The 19,799-nt window shown below is 49.5% G+C and carries 21 protein-coding genes and 1 riboswitch; all 21 genes read left to right on the plus strand.

Annotation, left to right across the window (positions count from 1 at the left end; genetic code table 11):
* The first annotated feature begins 11 nt into the window (after positions 1-11).
* The 21 genes from motA (at position 12) to ACN0TT_RS16545 (ending at position 19,296) form a co-directional block, all read left to right on the plus strand.
* Positions 12-869 (plus strand): flagellar motor stator protein MotA, encoded by an 858-nt coding sequence (gene motA, locus ACN0TT_RS16445; protein ID WP_417763231.1) that lies wholly within the window; start codon positions 12-14, stop codon positions 867-869.
* The gene (locus ACN0TT_RS16450; protein ID WP_417763232.1) at positions 869-1,873 is read left to right on the plus strand and encodes a flagellar motor protein MotB; all 1,005 of its coding nucleotides are present in this window, start codon (positions 869-871) and stop codon (positions 1,871-1,873) included. The genes motA and ACN0TT_RS16450 overlap by 1 nt, the downstream gene beginning before the upstream one ends.
* Positions 1,870-2,298, plus strand: a complete 429-nt coding sequence (locus ACN0TT_RS16455; RefSeq protein ID WP_417763233.1) for a PilZ domain-containing protein — start codon at positions 1,870-1,872, stop codon at positions 2,296-2,298. The genes ACN0TT_RS16450 and ACN0TT_RS16455 overlap by 4 nt, the downstream gene beginning before the upstream one ends.
* A complete protein-coding gene (locus ACN0TT_RS16460; protein ID WP_417763234.1) occupies positions 2,291-3,157 on the plus strand; it encodes a FliM/FliN family flagellar motor switch protein in 867 nt (288 codons plus the stop codon). The genes ACN0TT_RS16455 and ACN0TT_RS16460 overlap by 8 nt, the downstream gene beginning before the upstream one ends.
* A 12-nt stretch (positions 3,158-3,169) precedes the next feature.
* Positions 3,170-3,520: a FliM/FliN family flagellar motor switch protein gene (locus ACN0TT_RS16465; RefSeq protein WP_417763235.1), complete on the plus strand. Its 351-nt coding sequence runs from the start codon at positions 3,170-3,172 to the stop codon at positions 3,518-3,520.
* Positions 3,521-3,539: 19 nt separating this feature from the next.
* Positions 3,540-4,259 carry a flagellar type III secretion system pore protein FliP gene (gene fliP / locus ACN0TT_RS16470; RefSeq protein ID WP_417763251.1) on the plus strand — a complete coding sequence of 240 codons (720 nt, stop codon included), beginning with the start codon at positions 3,540-3,542 and terminating at the stop codon, positions 4,257-4,259.
* Entirely contained in the window at positions 4,256-4,525 is a 270-nt protein-coding gene (locus ACN0TT_RS16475; protein WP_417763236.1) for a flagellar biosynthetic protein FliQ, read from the plus strand. The genes fliP and ACN0TT_RS16475 overlap by 4 nt, the downstream gene beginning before the upstream one ends.
* On the plus strand, positions 4,522-5,307 hold the full coding sequence (gene fliR / locus ACN0TT_RS16480; protein ID WP_417763237.1) for a flagellar biosynthetic protein FliR: 786 nt from the start codon (positions 4,522-4,524) through the stop codon (positions 5,305-5,307). Before ACN0TT_RS16475 ends, fliR begins: the two co-directional genes overlap by 4 nt.
* Positions 5,308-6,438, plus strand: a complete 1,131-nt coding sequence (gene flhB, locus ACN0TT_RS16485; protein ID WP_417763238.1) for a flagellar biosynthesis protein FlhB — start codon at positions 5,308-5,310, stop codon at positions 6,436-6,438.
* A 17-nt stretch (positions 6,439-6,455) separates the two neighbouring features.
* Positions 6,456-8,525, plus strand: coding sequence for a flagellar biosynthesis protein FlhA (locus ACN0TT_RS16490; protein ID WP_417763239.1), 2,070 nt, complete (start codon positions 6,456-6,458; stop codon positions 8,523-8,525).
* 145 nt (positions 8,526-8,670) lie between these two features.
* Positions 8,671-8,761: riboswitch (cyclic di-GMP riboswitch) on the plus strand.
* Positions 8,762-8,858: 97 nt separating this feature from the next.
* Positions 8,859-9,728 carry an OmpA family protein gene (locus ACN0TT_RS16495; protein WP_417763240.1) on the plus strand — a complete coding sequence of 290 codons (870 nt, stop codon included), beginning with the start codon at positions 8,859-8,861 and terminating at the stop codon, positions 9,726-9,728.
* A gap of 2 nt (positions 9,729-9,730) precedes the next feature.
* On the plus strand, positions 9,731-11,044 hold the full coding sequence (locus tag ACN0TT_RS16500) for a sigma 54-interacting transcriptional regulator (RefSeq protein WP_417763241.1): 1,314 nt from the start codon (positions 9,731-9,733) through the stop codon (positions 11,042-11,044).
* A 13-nt stretch (positions 11,045-11,057) separates the two neighbouring features.
* Positions 11,058-11,369: a flagellar hook-basal body complex protein FliE gene (gene fliE / locus ACN0TT_RS16505; RefSeq protein ID WP_417763242.1), complete on the plus strand. Its 312-nt coding sequence runs from the start codon at positions 11,058-11,060 to the stop codon at positions 11,367-11,369.
* 9 nt (positions 11,370-11,378) lie between these two features.
* Entirely contained in the window at positions 11,379-13,172 is a 1,794-nt protein-coding gene (fliF, locus tag ACN0TT_RS16510; protein WP_417763243.1) for a flagellar basal-body MS-ring/collar protein FliF, read from the plus strand.
* On the plus strand, positions 13,153-14,175 hold the full coding sequence (locus tag ACN0TT_RS16515; RefSeq protein WP_417763244.1) for a FliG C-terminal domain-containing protein: 1,023 nt from the start codon (positions 13,153-13,155) through the stop codon (positions 14,173-14,175). The genes fliF and ACN0TT_RS16515 overlap by 20 nt, the downstream gene beginning before the upstream one ends.
* Before the next feature lie 3 nt (positions 14,176-14,178).
* Positions 14,179-14,808, plus strand: coding sequence for a FliH/SctL family protein (locus tag ACN0TT_RS16520; protein ID WP_417763245.1), 630 nt, complete (start codon positions 14,179-14,181; stop codon positions 14,806-14,808).
* Positions 14,798-16,129 carry a FliI/YscN family ATPase gene (locus ACN0TT_RS16525; protein WP_417763246.1) on the plus strand — a complete coding sequence of 444 codons (1,332 nt, stop codon included), beginning with the start codon at positions 14,798-14,800 and terminating at the stop codon, positions 16,127-16,129. Before ACN0TT_RS16520 ends, ACN0TT_RS16525 begins: the two co-directional genes overlap by 11 nt.
* Complete coding sequence (locus ACN0TT_RS16530) at positions 16,113-16,529, plus strand: hypothetical protein (RefSeq protein ID WP_417763247.1); 417 nt, start codon at positions 16,113-16,115, stop codon at positions 16,527-16,529. The genes ACN0TT_RS16525 and ACN0TT_RS16530 overlap by 17 nt, the downstream gene beginning before the upstream one ends.
* 119 nt (positions 16,530-16,648) lie before the next feature.
* Entirely contained in the window at positions 16,649-17,842 is a 1,194-nt protein-coding gene (locus tag ACN0TT_RS16535) for a J domain-containing protein (protein ID WP_417763248.1), read from the plus strand.
* Positions 17,843-18,637: 795 nt separating this feature from the next.
* Positions 18,638-18,937, plus strand: a complete 300-nt coding sequence (locus ACN0TT_RS16540) for a GNAT family N-acetyltransferase (RefSeq protein ID WP_417763249.1) — start codon at positions 18,638-18,640, stop codon at positions 18,935-18,937.
* Positions 18,938-19,086: 149 nt separating this feature from the next.
* The gene (locus tag ACN0TT_RS16545) at positions 19,087-19,296 is read left to right on the plus strand and encodes a hypothetical protein (RefSeq protein ID WP_417763250.1); all 210 of its coding nucleotides are present in this window, start codon (positions 19,087-19,089) and stop codon (positions 19,294-19,296) included.
* The last annotated feature ends 503 nt before the right edge of the window (positions 19,297-19,799 follow it).

Genomic DNA, 19,799 nt, shown 5'->3' on the forward strand with positions numbered 1-19,799 from the left:
CAGGAAACGCCATGCAAAAATTTGTTGGATTGGTCATCGTATTAGGTGCTGTGGTGGGCGGTTTCGTGTTTGCCGGAGGCAACGTCGCTGCATTATGGCAGCCAGCCGAGATGATCATTATTTTTGGTGCCGCCATCGGCGCGCTGGTGGTAGGTAACTCACCCTACGTGCTGAAAGAGATGATCAGCCAACTTAAATACCAATTTAAGACCGTAAAGCGTCAAGATCAGCTGTATCAAGACCTGTTATTGCTGATGTATGCCTTGTTGGACTTAGCCCGTACCCGAGGTTTGAAAGATCTGGACGAACACGTCGAAAACCCAGAAACCAGCTCAATCTTTCTCGCCTATCCCTCGGTGGGAGAATTTCCTCAGCTGGTCACGTTTATCTGCGACAACTTGCGTTTGTTCAGCATGGGCAAAATTTCCTCCCATGATTACGACGCCATGTTGGAGCAAGAGATCGCCACTATCGAAGATGAAAAGCTGAAGCCATCGCACTCGCTGGCGTCTGTCGCTGAAGCGATGCCAGGTTTCGGTATTCTCGCGGCGGTGGGGGGCATCATTATCACCATGCAGCATCTTGATGGCCCACTGAGCGGCATCGGTATGCACGTGGCGGCAGCGTTGGTGGGTACCTTCCTTGGTATTTTTGGTTGTTACTGTTTGATGGGACCGATCGCTTCATCCATGGAACAGTACGTGAAGAAAAATGTCGCCGTGTTTGAATGTGTGCGTGCCATGTTAGTGGCTCACGCCAAAGGGCATGTGGCAATTGTCGCGACCGATGCCGGCCGCAAACTGATCCGTGAGGAGCTGAAACCTAGCTTCAACATGATGGAAGAGTGGATTAATAACAGGGCTGCTTGATGAGTACCAATACCGAAAGTGTTATTATTCGTCGCCAGAATCGGCGCAGTGTTGGGCAGAAGCACAGTGGCGCTTGGAAAGTTGCCTTTGCCGACTTTACCTTGGCGATGATGGCATTTTTTATGGTGATGTGGTTGATGCAAGTTTCCAGCAAAGAGGAACGAGCCAAGACGGCACACTACATGCGTACCCATTCTATTTTTGATGGCAGCCCATCATTTTTTGAGCCAGAAAACAGCCCATATCCTATCGACCTCGGAGGCACGCCATCGGTTATCGACCAAGAGGTGACTAATCGACTGCCGCCGAATAATCCCGTGCCAGGTATTAGCGAATTCCTTAACATTCCCAAGGGCGAACAAGACCCCGTCGCCGGCCAAGGTAAAAAGTTAACCTCGATGTTAGAAGGTGAGGCAGCCACGCCCGCTGAATTGTCGGCACTGCTGCAGAACTTTCAAGAGATTGCCAAACAGCAACTGGCGGAAGGTAACCTCCAAGTCGAAGCTGTTCCCTCTGGATTACGGGTGATCATCAAAGATAACAAAGAGCATCAGATGTTCCCGCGCGGTCAAGAAGAGATGACGCCGTTTTTTGAAGACCTGCTGTTTAGCCTAGGTAGCGTCTTTAAGCAGATCCATAACTCAGTGATTATTTCTGGTCATACCGATGTAACACCTTATAGCCGCAGTGGTTACAGTAACTGGGAACTATCATCATCACGCGCGTTAAAAGCGCGGCAGATGTTAGTTGCTGGCGGTATGCCGACTGACCGTGTTGCGCAAGTGAACGGTTTTGGCTCCACGCGTTTACTGAATACCCAAGATAAAAACAGCAGCGAAAACCGTCGCGTAGAGTTACTGATTTTGACTGCCGAAGCCGAACGTCGGCTGAACGCACTATTTGCCACTAAAACTGTGGAAGACACTGCACCTGCGGTAACACAAGCGGCGGCTGAGGCGAAAGCCAATCAGCCCGTCACGCGTTTAAGTGAGATGCAACCATGAGTTCCAATCAAGACAACGCCCGAATATATAAGCGCCACGCACTGAGCCGTGAACTCGCCCCCGAAGAGTTACAGCATGAAGGTATTGCTGTGAATCTGCGCTGGCCGCTCGTTATCGAATGGTTCGGCTGTAACGCCATTATGAAAGACGTTGGCTTGGGTGGCACAGGCTTGTTGGTGCCAATCGATAAAAAGGTGCCAACGCGCATCGTGGTTGAAGTAGACAACACGGTGCGGCTCAAAGGCAAAGTGGTACATCGCCGTCAGATCAGTGAAAAATTGATGTTTCTCGGTGTGGATTGGCGCCGCGAACCTGATAGCAAACGCCGTCGCATGTTGAAACTGGTGGCGCTGCTTAATCCGCATGTGCAATCCAAACCTAATAAACGCAACCAAGGTGTGCAACAGGAGTCCTTGCTTGAGTAAACGTAAAAAATATCCACAGTTATTGCGTGGCGAACGGGCTGCCTTGGCCGCACGCTATCCATTGACGTATGAACAGCGTGAACAGCAGCACGCCGCCTTTGAGGCCGATAAGTTGCGGCCAGAGATCAAGGAGATGTTGCTGACCGAACTGCAGCAATTGATCAACGGCTTGAGCTTCGATATTGAGATCTCTCGCTGCCAAGGTTCTGCCATGGCGGCGTGGTTAGCCGAAGGCAAACCGTTGATGATGCGCATGGATCTCGACGACATTGAAAGCGATGCCTATATGGCGATGGATTACCTCGCCATTCAGCAATTGGCCAACTTGTGTTTGGGCGGCCGCGTTAATGCGCAAGCCAATGATACCGATGCTGAATTGACTGTCACTGAAAGCCGTATCGCATTACGGATTTTCTCTCGCTTGCTGCGTGGGCTTGAGTATCTGCTGCGCGGGAATCGCAGTGGTGGCGTTGCCGAAGTGATGAAATCGCCCACGTTGCCAGAAACGCATACTGCCGTGGTTTACAAGATCCGCATGGTGCTTGATGGCGAAGTGATCAGCTGGTTTATCTGGTTGCCAGTGGCGATGATCATTCAACCCAGCTTGCCCACACGTGTACATGACGGCAGTCAGCAGGTGATGGCTGTGGGCGCTTGGATGAACTATCCCGTCAAAGGCCGCGCTGTATTGTTAGAAAAGCAGATTAATGTTCGCCAACTCCAGCAACTACTCGGCGGGAAGTTCATGCCGTTGTCGCTGCAAGATAACGCCAACTTCCGTATCGGTAAACAGCAGATGTTTACCGGCAAAGTGGCGCAAGAAGATGGCAAATTGGTATTTCAGGTAACCGAAAAGTAAGAGCACAACAATATGACCGATAATTTGGATGCAGCGCTAGCAGAGTTGGATGCACTTGAGCTGGATGATATGAACGATGAGGCCGTTGTTGGCGCCAACGCTAAAGGCCCAGACATGGCGTTTTTCAGCGATGTGCCGTTAACCGTTACCTTAGAAGTTGCCAGCGCCGAGCTGACGCTAGGTGAACTCAGTAAAGTACAAGAAGGCGATGTATTGCCATTGGATAAAATGGCGGGTGAGCCGTTAGACGTAATGGTCAACGGTGTGGCCTTTGCCAAAGCCGAAGTCGTTATGGTAGATGGCCATTACGGCATTCGCTTCCTTGCTAAAGATGCCGTGGAAAAAGCCAGTGCTGCAGAGTAAGGGCTGGCGTATCGCTTTGATGTTGGCGCTGTGGTGCGTACCGCTGCTGGCCAACGCTCAGGATGTGACGCTATTTTCGACCCAAAATACGCCAGATGGGCAAGACTACAATATCAAGTTGCAGATCTTGTTGATGATGACGGTATTGACCTTGCTGCCGGCCATTTTGATGGTAGCCACGTCATTTACTCGTATCGTGATTGTACTGGCGATTTTGCGGCAGGCGATGGGGTTGCAGCAGAGTCCGCCAAACCGCGTGTTGGTCGGTATTGCGCTGATGTTGACGTTACTGATCATGCGGCCGGTGTGGCACGACATCTACGACAACGCCTTCAAGCCGTTGCAAGCAGAGCAGATCACCACCGAGCAAGCATTAGAGCGCGCCGAAGTACCTCTGCGTAAGTTTATGCTGGCGCAAACCCGTGAAAACGAGTTGCAACAAGTACTCCGCATCGCCGACGAAGCGCCCACGATGAAGCCAGAAGATATTCCGCTGGATGTGTTGGTGCCCGCGTTTGTATTAAGTGAACTGACCACAGCGTTCCAAATCGGCTTTATGCTGTTCATTCCGTTTTTGATTATCGACTTAGTCGTCGCCAGTGTGCTGATGTCGATGGGGATGATGATGCTATCGCCGCTGATTATCAGTTTGCCGTTTAAGCTGATGGTGTTTGTGTTAGCGGATGGTTGGTCGATGGTAGCGGGAACGCTGGCAGCGACGTTCGGAGGCTCCTGGTGAGCCCCGAATTTGCTATTCAGTTGGTCGGTGATGCGGTACTGACCATCATTAAAATCCTGTTGGTGATGATTGCGCCAAGCCTCGTGGTTGGCTTAATCGTGGCCATCATCCAAACGGCGACCTCGGTACAAGAGCAAACATTAACGTTTCTGCCACGTATGCTGGTGACGTTGATGATGCTGATCTTCGCTGGTCATTGGATTGTGGAAACGCTCACGGATTGGTTCACCCGCCTCGGGCAGATGATCCCCGGAGTGTTTGGATGAGTTCGCTGGTGCCCGTCTTGGGAACAGATTTAATGCAATTGATGGGCGCCGTTTGGTGGCCGTTTGTGCGCCTGTCGAGCTTTTTCTGGGCCATGCCCGTGATGGATAACCCTGCTGTGCCTGTGCGTAGCCGCATTTTACTGGCGTTTTTCCTTGCCTTTGCCTTGTCACACCAACTGCCCGCTATGCCTGATGTTGACCCGTTTTCGTTAACTATGGTGGCATTCACATTTGAGCAAGTGGTGTTTGGGCTTAGTATGGCGATGGCGTTTCGCATGCTGTTTGAGGTGTTTAACCAAGCGGGCTTAATCATGTCGATGCAGATGGGCTTGTCGATGGCGATGGTGATGGACCCTGCCTCGGGCGACCAAGTGTCGATTTTGGGTAACCTGCTGTGGCTAATGATGGTATTGCTGTTTTTCGCGTTTAACGGCCATCTGCTGGGATTGCAGATGATCGTCGACAGTTTTCAGTTATGGCCAGTTGGGCACAGCTTAGAAGCATTGAATTTTGACGCGTTGCTCACCATGTTTGGCTGGATCTTCGCTTCCTCGTTGCTGGTCGCTCTGCCAGCGGTTATCGCCATGTTGCTGGTAAATATGACCTTCGGTATTGCCAGCCGTTCGGCCCCAGCACTTAACCTGTTTACCTTTGGGTTTCCGCTCACATTAATGCTGGGCTTTGTGGTGGTGTATCTCACCTTTGCCCAAGCAGGCAATTTGTTTTCCCAGTTATTGTTTGACGCACTCGATACCATGCGCCGCTTTATGGTGGGCAACTAAATGGCCGAGAATACCAGCCAAGAACGTACCGAAAAGCCCACCGAGCGACGCTTACGTGAATCACGCAAAGAGGGGCAGGTGGCTCGCTCACGTGAACTTAATACGGCTATTCTGATCATTATCGGTGTGGCTGCCATGCTGTGGTTTGCCGAACTATTCACCACACTGTTCACGACGGTGATGCAACGCAGCATGCAGTTAAACCATACTGTGGTGTTTGATAAAAGCATGATGGTGATTACTCTCAGCGATGCGATGCATGACATGATGATGACCTTGCTGCCGATGCTCACCGTATTGTTTATCGCCATGTGGGTAAGTGGTTCCTTACCCGGCGGCGCAATATTCCAAAGCAGTTTGCTCGCCTTTAAAGGCAATCGTCTAAGTCCTATCTCCGGGTTAGCTAAGATTTTCGGCAAAAACAGTTTGATGGAATTGCTGAAATCGGTCATCAAAATCACTTTGCTGCTCGGGTGTTTAGTGCTTTTTTTACAGCACCTTATTGGACGCCTACTCGACTTACAGCGGCAAGATCTGCAACTGGCCTTATCCGAAGGACTACAACTGCTGTTTCTCACCTTGATGATTATGTCGTGCTTGCTGCTATTGGTAGCGGCTATTGATGTGCCGTTCCAGATTAAGTCGGTGTTGGATAAAGTCAAAATGACTCGCCAAGAGGTTAAAGAGGAACGCAAATCTACCGACGGTAACCCGCAGATTAAAAACCGTATTCGCCAGATCCAATATCAGTTTTCGCGCCGCCGTATCGAAGAACGGGTACCGAAAGCGGACGTGATCATCACCAACCCGACCCATTTTGCCGTGGCGCTGCGTTACTCCGAAAAGGACGCGAAGGCGCCGTTCGTGCTGGCCAAAGGTATGGATGAGATGGCGCTACGTATCCGTGCCATTGGCCGTGAACATAACAAAGAAGTCTTGGAAATTCCGATGCTAGCGCGGGCGATCTACTGGTCTACTCGCGTTGACCAAGAAGTGCCAGCGGGCTTATATGCCGCGGTGGCCTATGTGCTGACCTACGTGGTGCAGCTTAAAGCTTACAAAGCGGGCACTGGCGGCAAACCAGCGCCGTTGCCCGAACTACAAATTCCGAAGAAGTTTATTAAACATTAGTATGTGGGAGATCTTCATTGAACTGGCGTAACCTCACCAGACCGTATACCGCAATCCCAGTGCTGCTGCTGGCCATCTTGGCGATGGTCATTTTACCGCTGCCAGCTTGGGCGCTTGATACACTATTTACCTTCAACATTGTGCTATCCATTATGGTGTTGTTGGTGGCGGTGTCGAGCCGTAAACCGTTGGATTTCTCGGTATTCCCTACCATTTTGCTGGTAGCCACATTAATGCGGTTGACGCTTAACGTTGCGTCAACCCGTGTCGTCTTGCTGCATGGTCACGAAGGCGCCGATGTTGCCGGTAAGGTGATTCAAGCTTTCGGTGAAGTCGTTATCGGCGGTAACTACGTTGTCGGTATCGTGGTGTTCGCCATCCTGATGGTGATGAACTTCGTGGTTATCACCAAAGGCGGTGAGCGTATCTCTGAAGTTGCTGCGCGTTTCACACTGGACGCCTTGCCCGGCAAACAGATGGCTATCGACGCTGACCTTAACTCTGGCTTGATTGGCCCTGAGCAGGCGAAAGCGCGGCGAGCTGAAGTGTCGCGCGAAGCGGACTTCTACGGCTCAATGGATGGTGCGTCTAAATACGTACGTGGCGACGCAGTTGCTGGCTTGATCATCCTAGTGATCAACCTGCTCGGTGGTGTCAGCATTGGTGTATTCCAGCATGATTTAAGCATGAGCGAAGCGTTCCAACGTTTTGCCTTGCTGACCATTGGTGACGGCTTAGTCGCTCAGATCCCATCATTACTGTTGGCTGTCGCCTCAGCCATTATCGTTACTCGTATGAACGATGATGAGGATATGTCGGAGGCGATTGGTGCCCAATTACTGGCTTCTCCACGTACTGTAGCTACGGCGGGTTTCATCATGGTGGTGCTGGGCATAGTGCCCGGTATGCCAACGCTAGCGTTTTTAACCTTTGCTGCCATTCTGTTTTATGTGGCGTGGCGGCTGTATAAGCGTCAGCCTGCCGACCCCTTTGAAGAAGTCGAAAAACTCACCGAGTCACTCAGTGAAAGCCAATCGCTACGCTGGAGTGATATTCCACACGTCGACCGTATCTCTATCGAGCTAGGCTTTATGCTGGTATATATGGCGGAGAAAGAGAAGGGCGAGGAGTTGATTGGCACCTTGCGTGGTATTCGAAAAAACCTGTGCGAACAGCTTGGCTTTTTGCTGCCGGAAGTACGTATTAAAGACAACCTCAAGCTCAACCCGCAAGAATACCGCATTCTACTGTCTGGGATCCCGATTGCTAGTGGCATCCTCAAACCGCATCAATTGTTGGCGCTGGATACGGGCGAAGTCTATGGCAAGCTCGATGGTGAAATAACCAAAGATCCGGCATACGGCCTCAGCGCGGTATGGATTAAAGAGGAAGCGAAATCACGTGCACTCAACATGGGCTACTCGGTGGTGGATCTCCCCACTGTGATAGCAACTCATGCTGGGAAGGTGATCAAAGGCGCGCTGGATGAACTGTTCTCTTTTGAAGATGTGAAGCATTTTAACTCTCGGGTAAAAGAGATTGCGCCGGATCTGGCAGGTGCCTTAGAGAAGGCGCTTAATGAAAATATCCAACTGAAAGTGTTCCGTTATTTGCTGCGGGAGCTGGTATCGATTAAAGATGCCGTTACCGTTGCCAACACGTTAGTTGATAGTGCCGACGTCACCAAAGACCCAATTTTGCTCGCCGCCGATGTGCGTTGTGCTTTGCAACGGGCCATTACCCGCCAGTTGATGGGTGAACGCGATGAACTCGCCGCCTTTAGCCTCGACAGTAAACTCGAACAAACGCTGCAAAACGCACTGAGCCAAGCGATGCAAGGTGGTAAAGTGGCGCTAGATAGTTTCCCGGTTGCGCCTAACCTATTGCAACAGTTCCAACGCATGATGCCGCTGATCCAACAACAGATGCAGCAGCAAGGGGTAAACCCGGTATTGGTGGTGGTGCCGCAATTGCGACCACTGTTAGCGCGTTATGCGCGCACATTTACCCAAAACAACTTGGCCGTCCTATCGTATAATGAGGTTCCTGACAATATCAGAGTAGATATTTTAGGTAATTTGGGATGATGATCACGCAAAGATGATTCAAAAATACATTTTTCCATAAAAACTGTGAGAAATATTGGTAACAATGTTGAACGTAAGCTGTGAATATAATACTTTAGCTAAAGTAATATCTGTCTGTAACCTTCTCTGCAAGATGGTTGCTAAGGAAATTAACTGGCAAACTGATTGAAAAGTCAGGACGCAAAGCTACCGGTCTAAGTCCACAGAAGTGTGGATATGATAGCGGGGTTGCATTTACTTAGTGGCAAGTGGTCATCTGGATTGTTCCCGTTTCCCCTCTGCTTATTAATAAAACTGAGCCAGGTAGGCTTGTAATAACTTCATGGAATTTTGATGTTAGTTGCCAAATTAAGTTGTGTTGGCTTATTGCTAGTGTCTTTTTCATATATTTCCACCGTTCGAGCTTCTGAACAGTGGAAGCAGTCTTATGAAAATGGCGCGTGGAGTATTAAGCAGAGCAGCTTTGAATGCCGTTTAAGTCAGCGTTTAGCTGGCGTTGGTGAAGTCTCTTTACAACGTGAACCTGAGCATGCAACTAAGCTGGTTTTTGCGCTAGAGCATCCTGACGCCGCGGCAACTGAAGCGGCGATACAGATCCAAAATGCTGACTGGAAAAAAGAGGCCGATCAGGTTAATCCCACATTGGCGACCGGGCATTTTGTTGATTCAAAAGTAGAATTTTTCGACATCGGCAGTGAAGTGTTAGATGCCATTGCCGCGGGTGATTGGTTATCCTTTGCGTACCTGCAACATGAGCGGCGTAAAAATGTACTGTTTACCAATACCAGCGGTGCCGATGCCGTGATCAGTTTTCGCCAATGTCTGTCGGAAATGGCGCCAATTTCTTGGAACACCGCCAGAGAGAGCGAATTTTATTTTGCTACTGGCAAAAGCACTATAAGTTCCGCACAAGACTTGGAACTATTAAAAAATATTGTTCGATATATTTCTTTGGATAGAAATGTCACCAAAGTGTTGATTGATGGCTACACGGACAACGTAGGCAACAATACGGCAAATAGAGTGTTGTCTCAGCAGCGCGCTGATGATGTTGCCTCGCGCTTGGTTGAATTTGGAATGGAATCCTCATTATTAGAAGTGAGAGCACATGGAAGTCGTTATCCGGTCATAAATAATAAAACTCTGGAACAAGGGTTAAATCGACGGGTAACTATCAGGCTCATTCGCAAAAATAATGGGTAATTATGATGAACAGTAAGTCTGTATTATGGCTAGCGGACAAACGGCCAAAGACAACGTTACTAGAAAGTTTTAATCAGGAGTCGCTATCACTTATTTATACAAAAAGTGACCAGCTACATAATGTCTCCAGAACGCCTGATATTATTTTTATCGACTTTGTTAATTCAGCCTCGCAAGTCGATGCTTGGTTGAATGCTGTTCGCGCTAAATTTCCGGCAACACCCACTATCGTCATTGTCGAATCGGGGCAAAGTGCCTTAGCTTCGCAAGCACTAGCCGGTGGGGCAATTGACTATCTGCTGTACCCGTATAGCCAATCGCAACTGATCACCTCTATCCGTGAAGCACACTTTATGCAGCAGCATATTGGTGACATGGTGGCGGTATCCCCCGTGAGCCAGCAGGTATTGCGTCTTGCCAACCGTGCAGCGCAAACGAATGGCACCACCATCTGCATCCAAGGTGAGTCTGGCACGGGGAAAGAAAAACTCGCCCAATTTATTCATCAATCATCACCTCGTAGCAAGCAGCCATTTGTCGCGGTTAACTGTGCCGCTATTCCAGAAAACATGCTGGAAGCCATGCTGTTTGGTCATACCAAGGGCGCCTTTACCGGTGCGGTAAGTGCCGTAGCTGGTAAGTTCGAACTTGCCAATGGTGGCACCTTGCTACTGGATGAAATCTCTGAGCTGCCGCTCAGCTTGCAAAGTAAACTGCTGCGGGTATTGCAGGAGCGCGAAGTAGAGCGCATCGGCAGCCACCAAAAAATCCAACTGAATCTGCGCATCATCGTTTGCTGTAACAAAGACTTGCGAGAATTAGTGGCGCAAGGTTTGTTCCGCGAAGATTTGTTCTACCGCTTGGACGTACTGCCACTGCGCTGGCCTGCCTTGCGCGAGCGTATGGAAGATGTGTTGCCGTTAGCGCAGCACTTCATCAAAAAGTACGGTCAAGACAAATACCTGCTCAGCCGTGCCGCCAGAGAAACACTATTGGCTTATGACTGGCCAGGCAATGTGCGTGAATTAGAAAACGTCATGCAACGCGCGCTAGTGATGGCACGCGGCATGGAGCTACAAGCTGAAGATTTAGGCTTACCGATGGCCGTGCCAGTAGCGGCTAACGAAGATTGTGGTGGGCGCTTGCGCCACACCAAGAAGCAAGCTGAATTTGATTACATTTACGATTTATTGCAGCGCTTTAATGGACACCGTAGTCGCACCGCCGAAGCCTTAGGCATGAGCACACGCGCACTACGATACAAACTCGCGGCAATGCGCGAAGTTGGCATTGATATCGACGCAATCGCATCTTGATTAGGGACACCAAATGAACTCGATTGAAACTCAAAATCTGTTACTTAGCCGCATGAACAGCATGGAACAGATTGCCTCCTCTAACGAGATTGCTCCGGCTCAAAACGGCGGTTTCCAACAGGACTTTATGCAAGTGATCCACGATATCAACGCTCAGCAGAATTTAGCATCTGACATGATGCGTGCGGTTGATACCGGTGAATCACAAGACGTAATTGGCACTATGGTCACCAGCCAAAAAGCGAGCTTGAGCTTTAATATGCTGATGGAAGTGCGCAATAAACTGATGGATGGTTTTGACGACGTTATGCGTATGTCGCTGTAGGAAGTTTGAATGAAAGACGTAGTAGCGACGAAAGACGGCGCCAACTTCCCGAGCCGCGCCAATAGCGCGGGTTTGCGTGAAAAAGTGGTGAACCTGTCAGGCCGTTTGGGCTGGCCGCAAAATGGCGATCGTAGTGTAGCTTCAATCGCTTTATTAGCCACGTTAGTGGCCGCCGCCATTGTTATTATTTTGTGGACCTCCGCGAAGAACTATGTGCCGCTGTACGGTAACCAAGAACATTACGACAAAGCCAGTATTCTCGAGATCCTCGACAAAGACCAAGTGCCATTCCGTATCGATACCGATACTGGCAACATTATGGTGCCATCGGATAAGTTAGCCGATGCCCGTATCACCTTGGCGGCGCGCGGAATCAAAGCCGCACTGCCTGATGGCCTCAACAGTTTGACTGACAAAGTCAAAATGGGTGCCAGCCAGTTTATGGAAACCAAACAGTACCAACACGCCTTAGAGGGTGAGTTGGCACGCACCATTATGAATATGACCGGTATTCAAAATGCACGGGTGCATCTGGCAATCCCAAAACGCAGCTTGTTTATTGGTCGTAAAGAGGAAACGGCGTCTGGCTCGGTCATGGTGGATTTAGCACCGGGGTATGAGCTGAAACAGCCACAAGTGGAAGCGATTGTTAGCTTGGTGGTCGGCAGTGTACCGGGCATGGATCAGCGAGCAATATCGGTAGTTGACCAGAAAGGTGAACTGCTAACAGCAGAGCTGTTTGATACCTCACCAGTGGGTAAAGAATCCAGCAAGAAACTGCAGTTTATCGACAAACTGGAACGCAATATCGAGCAACGGGCGGCGATTATGCTGCTGCCGATTGTGGGTGAGGGCAACTACCGCATCCAAGTATCTGCCGATGTTGATTTCAGCGTAGTTGAAGAGACCAAGCAAACGCTTGATCCTAACACGGTGGTGATCTCCGAAAACACCAAGTCTGGCAGCAGCGAAGACCAACTGGCCATGGGCATTCCCGGCTCGTTAGCCAACCAGCCGCCAGTCGCCGCCAATGCGCAAAACCAAAATCAAAATGGCCAGCAACAAAATAACGACGGTGGCCGCAGCAACCAACGCCAAGAAGCGCAACGCAAGTTTGATAGCGGTCGTTCCGTTACTCACACCCAATATGAAGTTGGCCGTTTGAAGTCCATCAGCATCTCAGTGTTGGTCAACGAAGCGGTGAAAAGCGTTAACGGCGAGGGGGAAACTCAAAGCGCCGGCTGGACTGACGCGCAGCTGGCATCACTCGGCAATGTGGTGAAAACCGCCGCCGGTTATGACGAAGCGCGTGGGGATAAATTCAACATTTCGACCTTCCCATTTGTTGCGCAAGATATTACCGCCGTGGCCGACGACACCCCTTGGTGGCAGTTGCCGATGGTTAGCGAATATGCCCGTTACCTGTTCGGTACTTTAATTGCCTTAGCGCTGATCTTCTTTGGCGTGCGCCCATTAGTGAACCATTTGGTCAAAGGCAAACGCGATAGCCAACTGCCGCAGCTGGCTGGCAACAGTAATGAGCCGCAGTTTGGGGCCAACAGTCATGGTCAGACGCAAGCGGACGGGGATAAAGACCCGTCCAGCAGCGCGAAGAGTACTGCAGCCAAAACAGAATTGATGCGTGAAGAACCCATACCGATGGCGTTGCCAGAAGCTGGCGCGCTGTTTGAAGAGCAAGTCGCCCATATGCAGTACTTAGCGAGTAAAGAATCAGAGCGTGTTACCGCTGTTATTAAAACTTGGGTAGAACGGGGAATAGAAATTGAAACTAGAAAGTCCTGAACTCAACAAACAGCCGTTGTCTGAGCTAGATCAAGCCGCCATTTTGCTGTTGAGCATGGGTGAAGACAACGCCGCCAATGTTATTCGTCGTCTGGGTCGCACCGAAGTAAAAGCACTGTCGGAGCGCATGGCCAAGATCGCCCATGTATCACAGGAAGATATGACGCAAACCATGAGCCACTTCTTTGATAGTTATCGGGTTGAAAGTGGTGTCAGTGGGGCGTCTCGACGTTATCTGGAAAAAGCACTCGACAAAGCCGTTGGCCGTAAACTTGCACGCGGCATGCTGGATGATATTTACGGTAACGAGTTAGTCGATGATCTGCGCCGTCTGGAGTGGATACCGGCCGAACTGATTGCCCGCTTCCTCGAGCAGGAACATGTGCAGATGCAAGCGCTGATGTTGGCATTCTTGCCCGCTGAGCAAAGCTCAGCAGTGATCAGCTTGCTGCCCAAAGAGCGCCACGAAGATTTATTGTTCCGTGTCGCGGGGCTGCGGGAAGTCAGCGAACATGTGATTGATGATCTGCGCTACACCCTCGAACGTTGTATCGAATTTGTCGGCAACCAAGCGGGTGCTCGCCTTAATGGCGTGGAAAAAGTCGCTGAGATTGTTAACCGCTACAACGGCAACAAAGCTGAAATCATCTCGCTGCTGAAACAACACGACCAAGAGACCGCCAACGCGATTGAAGAGCGGATGTTCGACTTTGACACGCTGGAGCATCAAACCGAAGAGGTGCGTGCAGAGCTGATGAACGAGATCTCCGACGAATTGTGGATTGTGGCACTCAAAGGCGCCAAACCAGAATTTGTTACCGCCATGCTGGCGTCACTGCCGAAACGTTTGGCGCAAGTGTACCAGCAACAGTTGGACGGTTTAGGGCCGCAGCCGGTGCGTAAAGTTGAAGCAGCAAGGCTAGAAATCATGCAGGTGATTCGCCGCATGATGTCGGAAGGCCGCATCGATTATCGTCTCTATCCAGAAGAGGTGATGGGCTAGTTGATGAGCGCAAACTCTCCGTTCCCCACCTTAGATCGTCAAGAGCTGCTGCTGAGTTTAGATCAGCGGCTGCAATTGGCCTACGAGCGCGGCCTTGCTGAAGGACGCGCCGAAGGCGATAAACAAGGTCAACAAACCGCACGGCAGCAGCTTACCCAAGAGATGGAAGCGCGCTGCCAGCAGCAAACCGAACAGCGAGTTGAGCAGCTACAACAGCAGTATCAGCAGCAGTTGGATAGCCTACTCAACGGCGTGAAGCAACAGCTGTCACTGCAACAACAGCAGTTGTCTGAGCAGTTGTTTGACAGCTTAGCGGCCATCAGCCAGTTAGTGATTGAAGCTGAATTGGCCATACAGCCAGAAAGCTATCTCGCTGCCATTCAAAAAGTTTTAACCTGCCTGCAAGGACGTGAAGCCATTAGCGCGATTCATGTAGCCACCGCCGATGGTGAGTGGTTACAAACGCAAAACATCAGCCAAATTGGCGGCGTCGAAGTGCGGGTGGACGACAGTTTGCCGTGCGGACAGGTACAGTTTGACGGCGATAATCAGTTGCACCAGTTGTCGTTCCAGCAACGACTCGACGAAGTACTGGCGCAGATTAAACCTATGCTGATGCCTCATGCAGATTGATTTTAGCCAACGCCTTGCTGAGGCGACCGCCAAGCTACACCCACCTAAATCCTATTACAGTTACGGCCGTTTACTCAGCATCAACGGGCTGACCTTGACCGTCACAGGCGGCCGCTTGTCGCTGGGGCAGCGCTGCCAAGTGGAAGGCCGTGACCAGTGGTTTGACGCAGAGGTGATTGGCTTTGACGAAGATAAAGCCTTCTTGATGCCGCTGGCGTCAGTCTCCGGTTTATACGCAGGCGCGCGCGTACGCCAAATTGATAACTCAGCGGCAGTGCCCGTAGGCGAAGGCTTGATGGGACGCGTGGTGGATGGCTTGATGCGCCCGCTCGATGAGCTTGGCCCGCTGACGGCTCCCAAACAACGACTGCAAGCGCCGCACCTTGGTCCGATGCAACGCCGTGGCGTGACTGAACCGCTGGATGTAGGCATTCGCGCCCTTAACGGTTTGTTCACCGTGGGTAAAGGGCAACGCCTCGGGCTGTTTGCTGGCTCGGGCGTGGGTAAAAGTAAGCTGCTCGGTATGCTTACGCGTTACACCAATGCCGACGTTGTGATTGTGGGCTTGGTGGGCGAACGTGGCTGGGAAGTGCGCGATTTTATTGAACATGCCTTGGGTGAACAGGGGCTGAAAAAGGCCATTGTGGTGGCCGCACCGGCTGATCACTCACCATTGCTGCGTATGCGCTGTGCCGAACTAAGCCATCAGTTGGCCAGCCATTTTCGTGACCAAGGCAAAAACGTATTGCTGTTGATGGATAGCCTGACCCGTTATGCCCAAGCACAACGTGAGATTGGTTTGTCGCTCGGCGAGCCGCCTGCCACTAAGGGCTATCCACCATCGGTGTTTAGCAAGCTCACTAGCTTGGTAGAAAGCTCCGGTAACAGCGCTCAGAGCCGCGGCACCATGACGGCAATTTACACCGTATTGGCCGAAGGCGATGATTCGCAAGATCCCATTGTGGATAGTGCCCGCGCTATTCTCGACGGCCACATTGTGTTGGTGCGTGCCTTGGCTGAAAAGGGCCACTATCCGGCTATCGACATCGGCGCATCTATCAGCCGCGTGATGCCACAGATTGTTGATGATAAGCAGCTACAAGCTTGTTATCGCTTGAAAAAACTTTATAGCCGTTACCTTGAAGTACAAGAGCTTATTCCGCTCGGTGCTTATCAAACTGGCGAAGACCCAGAGCTAGATTTAGCCGTCAAACTCTATCCGAAGATGGAAGCTTTCCTGTGCCAAGGGTTGTATGAACCGGTCAGTTTCCAACAGAGTCAACAGCAGTTAATGGAGTTGATTAATGAAGTCGCTCAATAAGTACATGGAGTTGCAACAGCGTAAGCTGGAGCATATGCAGCAGCGGCGGCAAGAACTGCTACAACAGCAGCAGTTAGAAGAAACCCGTTTATTTCAGCTCAACGAACATATCGACGCGCTGACGGTGCAGCCCGGCAGCAATGCCTTACTGCTGCAAAATATGGCGCAGATGAAGCATCAAATGCAGGGATTGTGTCAGCAACAACACCAACGGGTGGCAGAAGTCAGCCAAGATGTTGGTCGTCAACAACAAGCCTGCAGTAAGCAGGTGGGCTTTAATTTAGGGCTGCAAAAGCTATTGCAGCAGCGCGAAATGGCAGAGCAACTGCGCCAAGCTAAGAAAGAGCAACACCAACTCGATGAGTTAATCACCTTAAGGTTTCACCAACACCGTCCTTAGACAGCGTGGCTTGATGCCCTTGGGTCATCGTATGCAAATTGGTAACGCTCAACTAGCAGAATATTGCGTGCACGTGTGCTAGTCTGTGCCGCATTTTCTGTTATGAGATTTTATCCTTTATGTCCAAATTAACGATTACTGCTGCAACGATAAAAGCGCCACAGCAACGTATTCCCACTAGCTGGGCCAAAGTGCGTAAGTTATGGGAACAGATAGAAAAGAAACAAGCAGCGAATGAGCGTTATGAACGCAAAATCAGTAAGTTTTTTGAACAGTTCTCAGACAAACTAAAAACTCATGAGCTGGAGATATGTGCTGCCAATGCGGCGCTGATCAGCCATCTGATTAACTTCTTCCCTCGTAAATCACTTAGTAACAGACAGCGAGAAACGCTTGCTGATTGGATTGAGCAAGAGTTGATGGCGTTGGAAGCGAATCCGTTCCGAGCGAATAGCACGGAGCCTCTGCGACAACAGTTCCAGCAAGCCATGATGGAGGTATTTCCAGAGCCAAATCCAGCAACAAATTCAGCAGCTTGTGACTTTTTTCGCGAACAGGTGGAACAGCTAACTGGTATGCCGCTGGATCTGGATGATGAGCAGCTTGTGGAAATCATTAAAGACCCTGAATTATTCGCAAAGTTTATCAGTGAGTTGGAAGGCAATAGCGCAGAGCAGACATTCGATTTCTCCGTGGACGATGACGTAAGCGACGATTGGGAACCTGAGTGGGCAGACGCTGCCGTATCGTCAGACAGTATTGAGCTGTTTCGTCACAAAGATATCAATCGACTCTATAAGCAGCTTGCTAAGGTTTTTCATCCAGATAAAGCACAGAGCGATGAGGACAAACAGCGCAATCATCAATTGATGCAACAGCTGTCACTGGCGAAAAAAGACAATGATATTTTTGTGATGATGCACCTTGCTCAGCAGTGGCTCCCCGGGCTGGCAATCGAGCTTGATGACAACGCGATTAAGCACTTTGAGCAATCCTTACAGCAGAAGCTGCAAGGTTTGAATGAAGACTATCAAGAATTGAAATATGGCAACGACATCAAGTCGATGGTGTGGAACCGTTTTGGTGCTGGCAACAAGCGCGAACGTGAGCAAATACTTGTCCATTATCAGCAAGATTTGGTCGACAATGCAAAAGAGCTAAACGAACTGATAGCACAGCTATCGACGGTAAAATCACTGCAAGCAGAATTATCACGACGAGCAGCAGTACCTAGTCCTCTGGGCGAGATACAGCAAATCATGGCTCATCTGCAAGCCGAGGGTTTTGAGTTTGAGGATATGTTTGGCAAATAATCAGTATGCGCCGTGTAATAGCGGCGCATAGCTATGAGGCTGGCAAAGCACCTAGCGGCCGAGCAACCACTGACTACTGCTGTTGAAGAAAGGACACAATATCAAGCAGTACGCTCTTTAGAAAAAACCAACCATCTGGTGCAGTTAACCATGGTTTTGTTTCCTAATAGCGAAAACATAAAATTATGAGTTATAAATCAGGTTAATATTCAGCCTTGTAGCAACAATCAACGATAGGCCAAGTGCTATAGGCTCGTTTTCTTGTTCTGAAGAGCATCGTGTAGCTAGTTGTTTATCCCTTATAGAAACGGAGGCTCTTGCTTCCAGTTAACGATGCGGCCTTTAGATTTCCCCATACGACCTGATTACCGTGTTTAACGAAAGAAGCGCTTAAGGGCAAATAGGTTCCATTTGATTTAAGCAAGAATGCACTGTTACCAGTGATGGAATTCATGTAGTTCTAGGCAATGGTAAATCAGAGCATTTTTACTTTCCGCCAAATTTCGACAAGTTCAAAGAATTACAGGCGGGTTTAAACAAAATTTACGCTGAACAAGGTGGCATCGTTGAGTTCAGCATTTAACGAGGCGCTCAAGCAAGGACGCGCTAACACGCGCCGCTTAGCTTGGCGTTAGGCACATTATGAACATTCGTAGTTTTATCAAATCTGATTGGAATGACCTTTGTAAAGTTCATGATCTTGCAAGATCAGATGAACTTAAAGCAGCGTCCCTAGAAAGTGCTTTTTTGCCACTAGAAGTAGCTGCCGAGTAAGGTTTATTTGAATATGAAATATTGGTGGCTGAGTGCGACAATGAGGTACAAGGGTTTATTGCTTTCGATAATGAAGAAATAGCATGGCTTTACGTTAACCCGAAAATGTACAGAAAGGGCGTAGGTAAAGCATTGTTAGAAAAAGCTTTGGCAATAAACAATTCCCCTTTCTCTATTGAAGTACTAGAAGGCAATTCAAGTGCTCTTAACTTTTATAAGCGCTGCGGTTTTAAAGAAATCGGAATGGATTCTGGGTTAATGCCAGGAAACGGAAACTACACTGTAACGGTTCATCTATTAAGTAGTGCCGCGAATGCCTAACAATCTGCTGTAGTCGCTCGCAAGCTCGCTGGGACGCAAACATATGGGCTGCGTCGTTTCGCTCCTAATTTTAGCCCATGTGTTTCCGCCCCTAAGCAGGGTATTATGTCTCTAAAGGAAGCTTATGAGCAAAGTAGAATCCCGCCCTGTTGCGTACAGAGAGTGATAATGAAGAGCTCGAAGAATTTGCACAGCAGGGAGCACATGAGGAAATTAAAGCAAGGCAAGAAAAAATAACGGAAGCGATCGAAAAAAACATTGGCAGCCTGTCATCACAACAGCAAAGTATAGTTAACCGTTATTCATTACAGATGGCGTCTACTTTTATTGAGGAAAACGCTTACAGCAAAAAAACTTAGATCGGCGTTGGAGCAGTTGTTTTTTGAGAGAAACACTGATGAATTTTCGAATCAGTTTACTTCTCTGATTAAAAACCTTGATTCATTAAAGTCTGAATCACTCCTAAAGGCTAAGCAAAAAATGAATACCTGTACGCTGATCTACTCTCGGAGTTAAATACCAGTCTCAGTAAAAAACAGAGAGAGAAATTACTGAAGACTCTCAAATCTCACATTGAAACCATAGATTCGTTAATTGAATAAATTGCCTAAGATTCATTGAAAGTGCGCATTGATTTTAATTTTAGCGAAGCGGGATGATCGCGTGTGTGTTTCGATTGCTTCAATCATCGATTACCTACGTTAGTGATACTTGTAATTAAACAGCTAACAAGAAAAGGCATTGGAGGCGAAGAGCGCGCCCATGCTTTGGCGTTATATCTCTAAGGAAGCTGCGATTAAGTGGTCCGCAGCTCCCGATATGACGCCCCAAACCGTCCTTTATCGACGTCCTGTGGCTCAAT

It is taken from the genome of Shewanella sp., from assembly GCF_048265805.1.
Classification (GTDB): Bacteria; Pseudomonadota; Gammaproteobacteria; order Enterobacterales; family Shewanellaceae; genus Shewanella.

What these genes read in the sequence shown, in the direction of transcription:
- ACN0TT_RS16520 (WP_417763245.1), top strand. Translation starts at nt 14,179, where the DNA reads ATGAGCGCAAACTCTCCGTTCCCCACCTTAGATCGTCAAGAGCTGCTG.
- ACN0TT_RS16465 (WP_417763235.1), top strand. Translation starts at nt 3,170, where the DNA reads ATGACCGATAATTTGGATGCAGCGCTAGCAGAGTTGGATGCACTTGAG.
- fliF (WP_417763243.1), top strand. Translation starts at nt 11,379, where the DNA reads ATGAAAGACGTAGTAGCGACGAAAGACGGCGCCAACTTCCCGAGCCGC.
- fliP (WP_417763251.1), top strand. Translation starts at nt 3,540, where the DNA reads ATGTTGGCGCTGTGGTGCGTACCGCTGCTGGCCAACGCTCAGGATGTG.
- fliE (WP_417763242.1), top strand. Translation starts at nt 11,058, where the DNA reads ATGAACTCGATTGAAACTCAAAATCTGTTACTTAGCCGCATGAACAGC.
- ACN0TT_RS16500 (WP_417763241.1), top strand. Translation starts at nt 9,731, where the DNA reads ATGATGAACAGTAAGTCTGTATTATGGCTAGCGGACAAACGGCCAAAG.
- ACN0TT_RS16535 (WP_417763248.1), top strand. Translation starts at nt 16,649, where the DNA reads ATGTCCAAATTAACGATTACTGCTGCAACGATAAAAGCGCCACAGCAA.
- flhB (WP_417763238.1), top strand. Translation starts at nt 5,308, where the DNA reads ATGGCCGAGAATACCAGCCAAGAACGTACCGAAAAGCCCACCGAGCGA.
- motA (WP_417763231.1), top strand. Translation starts at nt 12, where the DNA reads ATGCAAAAATTTGTTGGATTGGTCATCGTATTAGGTGCTGTGGTGGGC.
- ACN0TT_RS16530 (WP_417763247.1), top strand. Translation starts at nt 16,113, where the DNA reads ATGAAGTCGCTCAATAAGTACATGGAGTTGCAACAGCGTAAGCTGGAG.
- ACN0TT_RS16525 (WP_417763246.1), top strand. Translation starts at nt 14,798, where the DNA reads ATGCAGATTGATTTTAGCCAACGCCTTGCTGAGGCGACCGCCAAGCTA.
- ACN0TT_RS16495 (WP_417763240.1), top strand. Translation starts at nt 8,859, where the DNA reads ATGTTAGTTGCCAAATTAAGTTGTGTTGGCTTATTGCTAGTGTCTTTT.
- ACN0TT_RS16450 (WP_417763232.1), top strand. Translation starts at nt 869, where the DNA reads ATGAGTACCAATACCGAAAGTGTTATTATTCGTCGCCAGAATCGGCGC.
- fliR (WP_417763237.1), top strand. Translation starts at nt 4,522, where the DNA reads ATGAGTTCGCTGGTGCCCGTCTTGGGAACAGATTTAATGCAATTGATG.
- ACN0TT_RS16455 (WP_417763233.1), top strand. Translation starts at nt 1,870, where the DNA reads ATGAGTTCCAATCAAGACAACGCCCGAATATATAAGCGCCACGCACTG.